Source organism: Fictibacillus iocasae (assembly GCF_042665465.1).
GTDB lineage: Bacteria > Bacillota > Bacilli > Bacillales > Fictibacillaceae > Fictibacillus > Fictibacillus iocasae.
The window spans coordinates 24,052-37,661 of record NZ_JBHTCP010000012.1 but is presented as its reverse complement, the minus strand read 5'-3'; the positions used below and the strand labels follow the sequence as shown (position 1 = coordinate 37,661).

Sequence of the window (13,610 nt, the reverse complement as noted above, 5' to 3'; positions counted from 1 at the left end):
CGTGGGAGAAGCTATCGTTATTACTTCAGGAAAAGGCGGAGTCGGTAAGACGACGACATCTGCCAACATTGGAACGGCCCTGGCCCTTTCAGGAAAAAAGGTTTGTCTTGTGGACACCGATATCGGACTTCGAAATCTAGATGTCCTAATGGGACTTGAAAACCGTATCATCTATGACTTAGTAGATGTAGTAGAAGAGCGCTGCAAACTAAACCAGGCATTAATCAAGGATAAGCGCTTTGAGTGTCTGTTCTTGCTGCCCGCAGCTCAAACGAAGGACAAGAGCTCTGTTCAGCCGCATCAAATGAAAAAAATCATACAAGAATTAAAGCAGGATTATGATTATGTGATTATCGACTGCCCAGCCGGCATTGAACAAGGCTTTAAAAATGCTGTTGCAGGTGCTGACAAATCGATCGTCGTCACAAATCCTGAGAAATCGTCCGTACGTGATGCAGACCGTATTATAGGATTATTAGAACAGGAGGATATGGAACCGCCTAAGCTGATCGTTAACCGCCTCCGCAATCATTTAGCCAAAAGCGGAGATATGCTGGATATCGATGAAATCGTTGCCGTTCTATCCATTGAGCTGCTAGGCGTTGTCATTGATGACGAAAGTGTCATTAAAGCAGCGAATAAGGGAGAACCGGTCGCCCTTACTCCTGATTCCAAAGCATCAATCGCTTATCGCAACATCGCCCGCCGAATATTGGGAGAATCTGTTCCTCTTCTTTCACTGGATGAAGAAAAAGGCTTCTTTACGAAGATTAAAACCTTGCTCGGCATGAAGTAAAAAAAATCTTTGCATGACAGGCAGCACCGACTCGCTACGGCGAGGAAGTGCCGCCTTTTTTTTATTTCTATGGAAAGAAGTGCTCTTTTCCCTCTACGGCTGCTGCAGCTGGTCATAACCTCCGGGGACAAGTCATACAATGAGGTATAACGTTTAGTGAGCGGGGGATATGAAATGAGAAACCGTGCGGATGAGATCAGAAAACGGCATGAAGCCCGTTTAAAGGGGACAGCATCAGTAAAAAAAGCGGACAGACAGGCGGTGTTAGCGGATGGGGGTCATCCGCTTTTTAAAGGGCATTTGTTTTTAATGCAAGTCATGGGGGCTGTGTGTCTCTTTTTGCTCGCAGGAATCTTGTTCAAATATGAAGGTGCAGCTGCTGTGAAAGGACAACAGTATATTAAAGAGGCCTTTCGGCAGGAGTTTCAGTTTGCAGCGGTTAAGAACTGGTACGAAGATCAGTTTGGAAAGCCTCTCGCGCTTCTGCCTGGCGGACTTGATGAGAAGCCGCTCAATAAAGAAGCGGCTTCTCAAAAGCCATATGCCATACCAGCGGCGGGCGGCAAAGTGTTTCAATCTTTTAAAAGCAATGGTGAAGGCTTAATTATTTCAACGGGTGAGGGTCAGGAAGTAGAGACGGTAAGCGAAGGGTATGTTATTTTTGCTGGGAAGAAAGATAAAACAGGGTATACGGTTGTCATTCAGCACGAAAATGAAGAAGAATCGTGGTATGGCATGTTAGAGAAGATTGATTCGTCCATAAAGTTATATGATTATATTGAACAAGGGGCAGTATTGGGTCGTGTTTCCCAGAACAGAGAGGAAAGCACAGGGAAATTTTATTTCGCACTTAAAAAGGGAGAGCAATTTATTGATCCAAGCAAGGTGATTCGTTTTGATTAATGCAGGTGTTCATTTTTTTCGAAAATTAAAGATCAGCCCGCTGCTTTGGTTAATGGCAGCTGGTGCTATCCTTACAGGACACTTTAGAGAAATCATCATTTGGTATGTCGTTGTTCTCGTTCATGAGATGGGTCATTTTGCCGGGGCCCATCTTTTTAAATGGCGCATTAACAAAATCGAGCTCATGCCGTTCGGTGGAGCGCTGTCAGTCGATGAAATATCCGATAAGCCGTTTAAACAAGAAGCTTTCGTAACCATTCTTGGCCCTATCCAGCATGTTTGGATGATTGGCCTTTCTTTTCTGCTCGTCTCCTTTGAAATAATTGATTCTGCTACACATCAATGGCTTGTATATGTAAACATCGCTATTTTCGCGTTCAATCTGCTTCCGGTTTGGCCGCTTGATGGCGGCAGGCTGTTATTTCTCTTTTTTGCAAGAACGATGCCTTTTTATAAAGCGCAGAAAATCTTTCTCCTATTCTCTTTCATCTTCTTTCTCTTTCTTCTTCTCTTTTATTTGACCTATCATACCTTCCACTTGAACCTGTGGATGATCGCTCTGTTCTTGCTTTCTGCTCATTATATTGAATGGAAGCGCAGGAAATATGTGTTCATTCGTTTCCTTTTAAACCGATACCACTTTCCTTATGGTTATAAGAAAAAAAAGAGGTTCATCGTGCCTGGGAGCTTAGAAGTGGGCAGTGTGCTGAACTTGTTTTATAAATCAAGAGAACATGAAATTATGGTCAAGGAAAATCCTGCAAAATCTTTGAAAGAATATGACCTTTTGCATGCGTTTTTTCATAAAGGACAGATGCGGTGTGCAATACGAGAGATTTTCCGCTAAAATAGCAGTAACTCAGTTGGGCGGAGGATATACATGCATCATATTTTAATTGAGACAAAAGGATTAGAAAAAAGAATGGCGCTGCTCCACGGTGAAAAGCTGCTGGAATGCCATATGTTCCGGCCGGAAAAATCCCCTAAGGCAGGACAGATATACAAAGGCAAGGTCCAAAAAGTCCAGCCAGGAATGCAAGCAGCGTTTATAGATATAGGCAAAGAAAGAAATGGATTCATTCATCGCGATGAACTTCCGGGTTTTCAGGAAATGCCAAAAGAACAGCAAAAGCATGCCTCGATATCACAGCTCCTTACCCAAGGACAAGAATTGCTCGTACAAGTGATTAAGGAAGAGGCAGGAGATAAAGGGGCGCGCCTGACAGGGATCTTATCCTATACAGGTGATAATCTTGTCTATTTTCCATCGGGGTCATATATAGGTGTATCCAAAAAAATGGCTGGTGACTCACGTGATCGCTGGAGAGAATGGGGAGAAGAGATCAGGATAGGATCAGAAGGAATGGTGCTCCGCACTTCCTGTGAAAAAGCCGGCGAAAAGGCTGTAGCAGAAGAACTGGACCGGCTTAGGCTCGAGCATAAGCGCCTGATTACTGCTGCAAAAGAGAAAAAGCCTCCTTGCCTTTTAAAAGAAGAGCCTTTTTACGTGTCTTTTTTGAAAAAATGGAGCTCCATATCAAGCCGGGTAACCGTCGATGATGCAGAGGTGCTGCGATCTGTCCAAAAGCTTCACGCGGGCGATGTTCAGCTGCACCACGGAACGATGCCTTTATTTGAAGCATGGAACATTGATAACGAACTGAAGGAAGCCTCTTCTCCAAACGTAGTCCTTCAAAACGGCGCCTCGATGGTCATCGAGCATACAGAAGCGATGACGGTGATTGATGTGAACTCAGGGATGTATACCGGGAAAGCAGACCGTGATCAAACCGTCCTTCAGGTCAATGTAGCCGCCGCTAATGAAATCGCCCGCCAGCTCCGTCTGCGAAGCATAGGAGGCATGATCGCAATCGACTTCATAACCATGAAATCAAAAGATCATCAAAGAGCGGTCGAGGAAAGAATGAGTGTGCTTATGAAAGAGGATCCGGTCACGACTGTCCTGCATGGCTTCTCTGCGATGGGTGTGTTTGAGATGACGAGAAAAAAAGAACGCCCGCCTATCCGTGATTTTCTTCCGCATTCTAGGAATTTGAAATCAGAGGAGAAGGAACAGGAGCATCTTAAAGCTCAGTTTTTTTCGTTTGACCGATTTTTATTGTCGCTGCAATATGATGAAGCGGAAGCAATCTGGATACAATTGTCGCCTAAGCTCTATCATGTGATCAGCGATATGTATGGATTATATGAACCAGAATGGAACAAGAAACATCCATGGAAATTGTATCTTACAGTAAATGAAGACGAACCATATTATTCGTTGCGCCAAAAAGGGACGATTGATGAAATGGAAGCCCGCATTTCAAAGGAATTAGGTTGACACTTCATACTCCGCATGGTATGATTTTTCCGTTAGTGTTTTGGGGCACCCGCTCCAACCGCACATGACACAGGTTCTGGAAGATTCTCTTTTATAGAGAACACCTGCGATGGCGAGTCTGAGTATAAGAGGAGGTGCAAGTATGTACGCAATCATTCAAACAGGTGGAAAGCAAGTCCGTGTTGAAGAAGGACAAGTGATCTACATTGAAAAGCTTGATGTTGAAGCTGGTGAAACTGTAACTTTTGAAGATGTTCTAATGGTAGGCGGTGACAGCCTGAAGGTTGGCGCTCCACTAGTAGAAGGTGCTTCTGTAACAGGAACAGTTGAAAAGCATGGCCGCGGAGAGAAAATCGTCGTTTACAAGTTCAAAGCGAAGAAAAACTACCGTCGTAAGCAAGGTCATCGTCAGCCATACACAAAAGTTGTAATTGGAAAAATCAACGGTTAATTCCGTATGATTACAGTGCGAATTTACCGGAACAAATCAAAAGAGATTACCTCGTTTGAGATGACCGGCCACGCTGATTATGCACCTCATGGACAAGATCTTGTCTGTGCAGCAGCATCGGCAGTCTCGATCGGGACGATTAACGCGATTGAGAAGCTTTGCCACATTACGCCCGATGTTTCGATGCGTGATGAAGGCGGGTATCTTGCGCTGAACGTTTCACGAGATGGCTTGGAACCGGATACTTACAGCAGCATTCAATTGCTTTTGGAAGGCATGATCGTCTCGCTTGAATCCATTCAAGAGGGATACGGAGAATACATCACCATTCTTAAAAAAGAAGGAGGTGCAACGAATGATTAAATTAAACCTTCAATACTTTGCATCCAAAAAGGGTGTAGGTAGCACAAAGAACGGCCGTGACTCACAGTCTAAGCGTCTTGGCGCTAAGCGTGCGGACGGACAGTTCGTATCAGGTGGATCAATCCTTTACCGTCAGCGCGGTACAAAGATTTATCCAGGTCTAAACGTTGGTAAAGGCGGAGACGACACATTGTTCGCGAAAGTGGACGGTGTTGTAAAGTTCGAGCGTTACGGACGTGACCGTAAAAAAGTAAGTGTATACCCAGTCGCACAAGAAGCGTAAGAGGGATGAAAAGCTCTAACCACTGGTTAGAGCTTTTTTATATGATATGTGCTCAAACAGAGTGGGGGTCCGGTACCATCCGGATGCCAATACCCATCTGCTGCACTATGCGGCGGATGGTACCGGACCCTGGCTATTTAGCGGGAAGGCCAATACTTGTACGGGGAGTGCGATTATGGCAGATAAATGGACACCGGTCGAATTGCTGCGTCATGCAAGGCATGACTGGCTGAATCAGATACAGTTAATTAAAGCAAACCTGTCAATGAACCGGCCTGAGCGGGTGAAAGAAATCATAGAAGAAATGATTGATGCTTCAAGGGAAGAAGCAAAGCTTTCCAACTTAAAGGCGCCAAAGCTGGCTCAATACCTTCTTCTGTTCAACTGGAATGAAAGCTCCCTGCGTGTGAGGTTTTCTGTGGAAGGAGAGTCTGCGGACCTCTCACAGCAGGACGAAGACCTCTTTCAGCTTATATCCAGCCTGACAGAAGTCATCGTGCCTCATCTTTCAGGATATGACGAGCCGCTCCTTCAAGTTGCGATCAAGCCATCGGTTTCTCAGGTAATATACCATTTTCAAGGCGGACTTTCCTCACCGGATGTAGTAGCGGACAAAGTAAAGGGCTGTATTCTTGCACATAAAAGCGTAGAGGTTATCGAAACCTATACGAAGGAAAATGAAATTTATTCGTGTATTTCGTTTTGATTATAAACAAAGATGCACGGAAGGAGGGCTGAAACAATGTTTGTCGATCAGGTAAAAGTATATGTTAAAGGCGGAGACGGCGGAAACGGTATGGTAGCGTTCAGACGCGAGAAATACGTTCCAGACGGCGGTCCTGCTGGTGGTGACGGCGGTAAGGGCGCGGATGTCATTTTTGAGGTCGAAGAAGGCCTTCGAACACTCATGGATTTCCGTTTCACACGGCATTTTAAAGCGCAGCGCGGTGAGCACGGAATGTCCAAAGGGATGCACGGAAGAAAAGCGGAGGACATGGTCGTAAAGGTTCCGCCTGGCACGGTTGTCACAGATGCTGAGACTGGGCAGGTTATCGCCGACCTTGTTCATCATAAACAGCGTGCGGTTATTGCAAAGGGCGGCCGCGGTGGACGCGGAAACACTCGTTTTGCTACACCAGCAAATCCAGCGCCTGAAATTGCAGAAAACGGAGAACCCGGAGTAGAGCGCGATATCGTCATGGAATTGAAAGTGCTCGCTGATGTGGGGCTTGTTGGTTTTCCAAGTGTAGGGAAGTCTACGCTTCTTTCGGTTGTATCTTCTGCTAAGCCGAAAATTGCCGCTTATCATTTCACAACCATTACACCGAATCTCGGAGTTGTAGCGGTTGACGAAGGCAGAAGCTTTGTCATGGCGGATCTGCCAGGTCTGATCGAGGGAGCTCACGAAGGCGTCGGTCTTGGGCATCAGTTCCTGCGTCATATCGAGCGTACGAGAGTTATCCTTCATGTTATCGATATGAGCGGGATGGAAGGGCGCGACCCTTATGAGGATTATGTCAAAATAAACGACGAACTCCGTCAATACAATATGAGACTGACAGAACGCCCACAGATCATCGTCGCGAACAAGATGGATCTTCCAGAAGCAGAAGAAAATCTTAAGGCGTTCAAAGAAAAAGTAGGAGAAGAAGCACTTGTCTTCCCGATCTCGGCCGTAACACGCCAAGGACTTAAAGAAGTACTGTATGCGACGGCTGATCTGCTGAACGTCACACCAGAATTCCCGATGATTCACGAGGAGAAGGAAGAAGGAAGCCACCGCGTTGTCTTCAAGCATGAAAAAGAAGACACAGGCTTCTACATTACACGTGATTCGGACGGCACGTTCGTGATCAACGGACCAAGAATTGAAAAGCTGTTCAAGATGACAGACTTTACACGTGATGAAACGGTCAAACGCTTTGCGCGTCAGCTCCGTTCACTCGGCGTCGACGAAGCACTGCGTGCAAAAGGCGCAGAACACGGCGACACCGTAAGAATCCTAAAGTACGAATTCGAATTTGTAGAATAGACTATCACCCGATAGTCTATTTTTTCTTTTTATAAAAATCATGCTTTTAAATTCTAGTTGTTATGTACTTAAAAGAGATTTACTATGTAAAAATGTTTAGACGTACATGATTACTTAAATAGATCTAGTGAATTTTTAAGAACTTCTTTGATTGCTTCTCTTGTAATGTTGTTTGGAGTGTAAGGCGCCGACTCCTCGAAAAAGAACAGCACTTTTTCTTGCGCTTGAGGTCTTACACAGCTTTCCTTATCCTGCGTGTGGGAGTGACGCAGGTGAGACCTTCCAAAGGCACTTGGCTAGCAAAAGGTCACAAACCGACTTACCGGTCCCTTCCTCATTTGCTTGTCGGGGCTGAACGAGCCCACCCGCGCTTTTCGGTTTGTCCAGCAAAAAGGGCTAGCCCCTCGAGGTCAAATGAGTAAGTGCCCAATAAGTCACAAACCGACTTACCGGTCCCTTCCTCATTTGCTTGTCGGGGCTGAACGAGCCCACCCGCGCTTTTCGTCTCACCCCTCTGGATAAGCGTGCGCTTGAAACGAAAATCAACTGCTCCTCAGACTTCTTTCTAAGCTAAAAGCAGTGTATAGACAACCCATCAAGGACTGTCTATACTAAAAGCATGAATATGCATTGAGGAGATTATGAGGATGAAGGACGAGAAGCAATTTTACATGGTCCGTGAAGACTTGCTGTCGGAGTCTATGCAGAAGGCGCTTGAGGCGAAGTCAATGCTTGAACGCGGAAAGCTGAAAACGGTTGCCGAGGCAGCGGAACATGTTGGGTTAAGCAGAAGCGCATTTTATAAATACAAGGATGGCATTTTCCCGTTTCATACGATGGTTAAAGAGAAAATCATCACCCTTTCCATCCATTTAGAAGACCGTTCAGGTGCTTTATCAGGTCTTCTCACGGTCGCCGCATCGATGGGCTGCAACGTCCTGACGATCCACCAGACCATTCCGCTTCAAGGGCGGGCACATGTTACCCTTACGATTGAAACGAATGCTATACAAGGAAGCATTAAAGAATTTCTCGCAACCATCAACCGAATGGAAGTGGTGGAGCATGTTGAAGTAATCGGTACAGGTGCATAAATAAAGGCCGGAGCATTCATACGATAGAATGCCCCGGCCTTTATTTGATTTCAAACCGTATAAAAGCTATTCGCCGCTCCCTTTCAGTAAATATCCTTTTTCATTAAGAGCAAGGATGGCAGTATGGAGCTTTTCCTTCGAATCGGCAGAAAGCGTGTGAAGGTGCACACCATCTGTCAGGTCGCTGAGCAGGCTTGCTTTCGTATCGTGAAGCTTTTGGATAAAATGTTTGACCTCACTGCGGTTGGAAAGCATGAGCGGTGCTGTAATATGGCCATAGACAGGGTGCTCGACGATGACATTTTTCACAAGAACACCGTGATCGACGGCCGTGTTCAACTCATCCTCCGTCTGATTGGAAAGGTGGTGTGATGCCACTACCACTTCATGCATTTCTGCCCCCTCTGACTGCATGTATACATAGCCTTGAGCAGTGGCCATAATGGGCTCGTTTGCAGCCTTTAGCAGGGAGATATCCTGAACGATAACCTGCCGGCTCACGCCTGTTTTTTTGGCGAGCCACGACCCTTTCAGTGGTTCTGCTGCATCCTTAAGCCAGCTTAATATAAGCTCACGGCGTTCGTTTCCTTTTAATTTCCCTTCAATTTTCATGCGTGTTCCCTCACTTTAGTTAACCCATGATTTGCCGCCATGGTTAAAAGGCTTTTTCCGAGCTGTTCGATCTCACTTTCATTCGTTTCTTTTCCAAGTGTGATGCGCACAAGCTCTCTCGCTTCATTCTCATTCCTTCCAAGAGAAAGAAGAGCACGAGATGGCTCCTGCTGCCCTGATTTACAGGCACTTCCTGGTGATACGGCATGGCGCTGCCTATTAAGCTCAAGCATCGCATACTGCCCTTCCATCCCTTTCAACCTGATCGGGACAAAGTGAGGCAGGACTGGACTATGGCTTCTTTCAACCACAATGTTTTCACTTCTCATTATAATCGATAAAAGCTTGTGACGCATGTTGTTCATATGCAGCGTCCAATCGTCAAGCTCAGCATGAGCAAGAAGAGCCGCCGTGACGAAGGAAGCGATAGCGGGCACGTCAACCGTTCCATGTTTGAAGCCCTGTTCATGAACGCCGCCCTGCATGAGAGGGATGGCTCTCGTACCAGGTGATATATACACGGCTCCTGTTCCTTTAGGCCCGCCTATTTTATGAGAGGAAACCGTAATGGAACTTACATACGGAATAACAGAGCTCATTGAAAGCTTTCCAAAACTTTGGCAGCAGTCGCTGTGAAGAAGGATGTCTCTTTCTCTCAAAAGAGCCCCGATTTTTGACATAGGCTGAATGGTACCAATCTCGCTGTTTGCGTGCTGTATGATAGCTAATATCGTATCATGGCGTACACATTTGTTTAAATCTTCGGCATGGACACGTCCGTCTGCTCTCACAGGCAAAGTGTCAACTTCAAAACCAGATGATTGCAAAAAATGTACCGTGTTCATTACGGAAGGATGCTCGAGCGGAGAAACGAGAATATGCCGGCCTCTCTCTTTATTTCCATTGGCGAGTGCCGTGATAGCTAGAAAATTCCCATCAGATCCTCCTCCTGTAAAATAAATGCTATCTGAACGAACAGATAAAACATCGGCCAGTTTATTTCTTGCATGCTGCAAAAAGTCTCCTGCAAGAGCACCGGGGTCATGCAGGCTTTCAGAATTTGCATAAAAGTCCTTTGCGCAATAAACATATGCTTCAGTCGCTTCAGGCCTCATTGGTGCAGAGGCGGCGTAATCGAAATAATTCATATTTAATTCCTTTCCGAAGAAAAATTCTTGTCATCAGTTTAATATTGTGTAAATATAGGTGTCAAGACACATATATAGACATGAGGTGCGATAATGAAAGCTGTTTATACAGATGTTCTGATTATCGGGTCCGGTGTGGCAGGGCTGGTTTGTGCCGAAAAACTTAGCATGAGCATGAATGTGAGAATCATCACAAACTCTTCTGTTACATCATGCAACAGCTATCATGCACAAGGGGGTATTGCTGCCTCTGTCGGTAAAGAGGACAGTTGGAATGATCATTTGACTGATACCTTGTTAGCGGGAGCTGGCCACTGTGAGGCAAGGGCAGCCGAAAGCATTATTAAACAGAGTAAAGAGGTCTTCACCTATTTATCGGATGCTGGTGTCACGTTTGATACAGACGACAAAGGAACACTAGTATTTGGCCTGGAAGGCGGACATCGAAAGAAGCGGATACTGCACGCCGGCGGTGACCAGACGGGTAAGTACATCGTAAAGGCTTTGCGTGAAAAGCTCATCAATCGAAACGTGTTTTACTATGGAACTGCCGCCGATCTCATTATTCAAGACGGTCGATGTGCAGGAGCATGGTGCCGCAATGAGACAGGAGAAAATGAAGCGGTGTTTGCATCCTATACCATTTTGTGTACAGGAGGATTTGCTGGGCTTTATGAAAGAAGCAGCAATGTCCGTCAAGCTGACGGCAGCGGAATGGCCATGGCATACAGAGCCGGTGCTCAGTTGTGTGATCTAGAGTTTGTGCAGTTCCACCCGACACTGCTCATCCATAATGAGACCACACATGGACTCGTGTCTGAAGCTGTCAGAGGTGAGGGAGGGAGACTCATAGACTGTGAAGGTCATCCCATTATGGAAGGAGTCCATCCTTTAAAAGACCTCGCTCCAAGAGATATCGTGGCACGAGAGATCCAGCGCTCACGCGATAATGGGAAAGACGTGTTTTTAGATATTTCAGCCATCACTCGTTTTCGGGAACGGTTTCCCACAATTTTTGAAATGTGCCAAAAAGCAAACATCCATCTTCTGTCTGGTCTCCTCCCGGTCGCTCCAGGCGCTCATTTTACGATGGGTGGCATTAAGACTGACGAATGGGGAAAGACCTCAGTTGCTGGGTTGTTTGCAGCTGGAGAATGTGCAAGAACTGGCTTGCATGGAGCGAACAGGCTAGCGAGCAATTCTTTGCTGGAAGGCACCGGGATGGCTTTGCGGATTGCAAGGAAAATAGCGAGTCATCGTTTGAAAAAGCTTCGTCCTAGGCCGTTTCTTCCCGATATAGAGCGAACCAGTCTGGCGATGCCATCAGTAGTGGTGATGAGGGAGGGTCTTTCGCGAAGTGCCGGTATCGTCCGTGACGGAAACGACATGAGAGCCTATATAGAGTATCTAGAACAGTTTCCTTTCATCACGCCTTCTTATCACCATACCCTCGATGAACTGAGGTGTATAAACACTCACTTGATGGCTTGGCTAGTGACCACTTCAGCATTATCGAGGCGGGAAAGCAGAGGCGGTCATTACAGAAGGGATTATCCAGAAGCGAGAGAGCAATGGAAACGAAAAACGATAGAAAGAAGGATGGAATCACATGAACAAACTGCTGCTTTTACATAAGCTGCAAGAATTTTTTCTTGAAGATATCGGAACGGGAGACGTATCTGCCCAGCTAATAGGAAATGAGAGGACTCTTGCCGTTCTACAAGCGAAAGAGGATGGCGTATTCTGTGGAACAGAGGTACTAAAGGAAGGCTATCTGCTGTTGGACAAATCCATAACATTCCTATTCTTTGTACGGGACGGTGAGGCGGTAAAAGCAGGAGACGTGCTGATGGAGGTGAAGGGGCCGGCGCAAGCGATTTTGGCAGGTGAACGTGTTCTATTAAATCTTGTACAGCGCATGTCAGGAATAGCGAGCGCAACAAAAAAAGCATGCCAGCTGGCAGGAAGCAACGTCCGGATTACGGATACACGCAAAACGGCGCCAGGGCTAAGAATGTTTGACAAATACGCGGTAACTTGCGGTGGAGGCTATAGCCATAGGTACGGACTGTATGACGGCATAATGCTCAAGGATAATCATATCGCAGCATTTGGCAGCATTGCAAACGCTATTAAAGCGGCAAGAGCCGCTTCTGGACATATGACAAAAGTAGAAGTGGAAATTGAAACATATGAACAGCTGCAAGAAGCCATCCAAGCAGACGCGGATATTATCATGTTCGATAATCTCCAGCCGGAAGTGATTAACGAGTGGCTGCAAGTTGTTCCTAATCATATTATCACAGAGGCATCGGGAGGAATCACACCGGAAAGACTGAAGCAGTTTGGCAGTACGGGGGTCGGTTACATCTCACTTGGTTATTTAACGCACTCGGTGAAAAGCCTCGATATCAGCCTGACCGTGAAAGGAGCTGTCAAACATGACACTGTTGCTAACGTATCAAAATAAGAACGTGCTACCTGAAGAGTATTATAAGCTGACTGACAGTGAATTAAGAGCACGCATCCAGTCGATCAAAGAACGGCTTGGCGAACGGCTGTACTTACCAGGCCATCATTATCAGCGGGATGAAGTGATTGATTTTGCAGATGATACAGGGGATTCTCTGCAGCTCGCACAACTTTCGGCAAGCACCAAAGCGGAATATATTGTGTTTTGCGGCGTACATTTTATGGCTGAGACGGCAGATATGCTGTCTAGCAATGAACAGACTGTCATCCTTCCTGATTTAAAAGCAGGCTGCTCAATGGCTGATATGGCAGATATCCATCAGACAGAAAGAGCTTGGTCAAAGCTTGGCGTTCTGTTTGGTGACAGTATCCTGCCGCTAACATATGTCAACTCAACCGCTGAAATTAAAGCGTTCTGCGGCAGACATGGCGGGGCTACTGTAACGTCGTCCAACGCGGAAAAGATGCTCAAGTGGGCTTTTGGTGAAAAAGAAAGGATTCTTTTCTTACCTGATCAGCATCTGGGGCGAAACACAGCCTTTAAGATGGGCATTCCCTTAGAACAGATGGCGGTATGGAATCCGCATACTGAAAAGCTTGAAACAAATGAGCCGATAGAACACATTAAAGTTATTTTATGGAAAGGCCATTGTTCCGTTCATGAAAAATTCACGACAGAACAGATCCAAGAATTTCGTGAAAAGGAAGATAAATGGAACATTATCGTTCATCCTGAATGCACGCATGACGTTGTAGAAGCGAGTGATTACAGCGGTTCGACTACATTCATTATTGATACATTAAAGAAAGCACAGAAAGGTACGAAGTGGGCGGTAGGAACGGAAATGAACCTTGTGAACCGTCTATCTGCTTTATTTCCTGAAATTGAGGTTGTTTCACTGAACCCAAACATGTGTCCTTGTTTGACAATGAATCGGATTGACCTTCCCCATTTGTTATGGAGTCTCGAGAATGTAGAAGGCGGAACACCGCAAAACGTAATAAAGGTAGATGAAAAAGTGAGTGCTTCAGCATTACTGGCACTGAACAGGATGCTCGAGCGCGCATAACCAGCTTCCCTGTCATACCCTCTTACAGTTAGGCATATCGTATTA

Annotated in this window: 15 protein-coding genes and 1 other annotated feature; of the genes, 13 read left to right on the top strand and 2 right to left on the bottom strand. The window is 45.9% G+C overall.

Annotated elements, in window-relative coordinates:
- The first annotated feature begins 1 nt into the window (after nucleotide 1).
- The 10 genes from minD (at nucleotide 2) to ACFQPF_RS06085 (ending at nucleotide 8,263) form a co-directional block, all read left to right on the top strand.
- On the top strand, nucleotides 2-796 hold the full coding sequence (gene minD, locus ACFQPF_RS06130) for a septum site-determining protein MinD (RefSeq protein ID WP_379747633.1): 795 nt from the start codon (nucleotides 2-4) through the stop codon (nucleotides 794-796).
- Between the two features lie 174 nt (nucleotides 797-970).
- Nucleotides 971-1,699, top strand: a complete 729-nt coding sequence (locus tag ACFQPF_RS06125) for a peptidoglycan DD-metalloendopeptidase family protein (protein ID WP_379747631.1) — start codon at nucleotides 971-973, stop codon at nucleotides 1,697-1,699.
- A complete protein-coding gene (locus ACFQPF_RS06120) occupies nucleotides 1,692-2,546 on the top strand; it encodes a site-2 protease family protein (RefSeq protein WP_379747629.1) in 855 nt (284 codons plus the stop codon). The genes ACFQPF_RS06125 and ACFQPF_RS06120 overlap by 8 nt, the downstream gene beginning before the upstream one ends.
- Nucleotides 2,547-2,579: 33 nt before the next feature.
- Nucleotides 2,580-4,040 (top strand): Rne/Rng family ribonuclease, encoded by a 1,461-nt coding sequence (locus tag ACFQPF_RS06115; RefSeq protein WP_379747627.1) that lies wholly within the window; start codon nucleotides 2,580-2,582, stop codon nucleotides 4,038-4,040.
- 46 nt (nucleotides 4,041-4,086) lie between these two features.
- Nucleotides 4,087-4,170 (top strand) — a sequence feature (ribosomal protein L21 leader region).
- Between the two features lie 12 nt (nucleotides 4,171-4,182).
- Nucleotides 4,183-4,491, top strand: coding sequence for a 50S ribosomal protein L21 (gene rplU / locus ACFQPF_RS06110; protein ID WP_094252110.1), 309 nt, complete (start codon nucleotides 4,183-4,185; stop codon nucleotides 4,489-4,491).
- A gap of 6 nt (nucleotides 4,492-4,497) precedes the next feature.
- A complete protein-coding gene (locus tag ACFQPF_RS06105) occupies nucleotides 4,498-4,854 on the top strand; it encodes a ribosomal-processing cysteine protease Prp (RefSeq protein WP_379747625.1) in 357 nt (118 codons plus the stop codon).
- Nucleotides 4,847-5,137, top strand: coding sequence for a 50S ribosomal protein L27 (gene rpmA, locus ACFQPF_RS06100; protein WP_094252107.1), 291 nt, complete (start codon nucleotides 4,847-4,849; stop codon nucleotides 5,135-5,137). The genes ACFQPF_RS06105 and rpmA overlap by 8 nt, the downstream gene beginning before the upstream one ends.
- A gap of 175 nt (nucleotides 5,138-5,312) precedes the next feature.
- Nucleotides 5,313-5,843 (top strand): Spo0B domain-containing protein, encoded by a 531-nt coding sequence (locus ACFQPF_RS06095; protein WP_379747623.1) that lies wholly within the window; start codon nucleotides 5,313-5,315, stop codon nucleotides 5,841-5,843.
- 36 nt (nucleotides 5,844-5,879) lie between these two features.
- On the top strand, nucleotides 5,880-7,169 hold the full coding sequence (gene obgE, locus ACFQPF_RS06090; protein ID WP_379747621.1) for a GTPase ObgE: 1,290 nt from the start codon (nucleotides 5,880-5,882) through the stop codon (nucleotides 7,167-7,169).
- 647 nt (nucleotides 7,170-7,816) lie between these two features.
- On the top strand, nucleotides 7,817-8,263 hold the full coding sequence (locus ACFQPF_RS06085) for an ACT domain-containing protein (RefSeq protein WP_379747619.1): 447 nt from the start codon (nucleotides 7,817-7,819) through the stop codon (nucleotides 8,261-8,263).
- A gap of 66 nt (nucleotides 8,264-8,329) precedes the next feature.
- Here the strand turns inward: ACFQPF_RS06085 and ACFQPF_RS06080 are convergent, their stop codons facing one another.
- Together ACFQPF_RS06080 and ACFQPF_RS06075 are read right to left on the bottom strand one after the other, a co-directional pair.
- Complete coding sequence (locus ACFQPF_RS06080; RefSeq protein WP_379747617.1) at nucleotides 8,330-8,875, bottom strand: transcription repressor NadR; 546 nt, start codon at nucleotides 8,873-8,875, stop codon at nucleotides 8,330-8,332.
- Complete coding sequence (locus tag ACFQPF_RS06075) at nucleotides 8,872-10,023, bottom strand: IscS subfamily cysteine desulfurase (protein WP_379747615.1); 1,152 nt, start codon at nucleotides 10,021-10,023, stop codon at nucleotides 8,872-8,874. The genes ACFQPF_RS06080 and ACFQPF_RS06075 overlap by 4 nt, the downstream gene beginning before the upstream one ends.
- 93 nt (nucleotides 10,024-10,116) lie before the next feature.
- On the opposite strand from ACFQPF_RS06075, the gene nadB reads away from it, so the two are divergent.
- From nadB to nadA, 3 genes are read left to right on the top strand one after another with little or no spacing between them, the layout of a single operon-like run.
- Nucleotides 10,117-11,658, top strand: a complete 1,542-nt coding sequence (nadB, locus tag ACFQPF_RS06070) for an L-aspartate oxidase (protein ID WP_379747613.1) — start codon at nucleotides 10,117-10,119, stop codon at nucleotides 11,656-11,658.
- Nucleotides 11,633-12,493 (top strand): carboxylating nicotinate-nucleotide diphosphorylase, encoded by an 861-nt coding sequence (nadC, locus tag ACFQPF_RS06065; RefSeq protein WP_379747611.1) that lies wholly within the window; start codon nucleotides 11,633-11,635, stop codon nucleotides 12,491-12,493. Before nadB ends, nadC begins: the two co-directional genes overlap by 26 nt.
- Nucleotides 12,465-13,565, top strand: coding sequence for a quinolinate synthase NadA (gene nadA / locus ACFQPF_RS06060; protein WP_379747609.1), 1,101 nt, complete (start codon nucleotides 12,465-12,467; stop codon nucleotides 13,563-13,565). The genes nadC and nadA overlap by 29 nt, the downstream gene beginning before the upstream one ends.
- The last annotated feature ends 45 nt before the right edge of the window (nucleotides 13,566-13,610 follow it).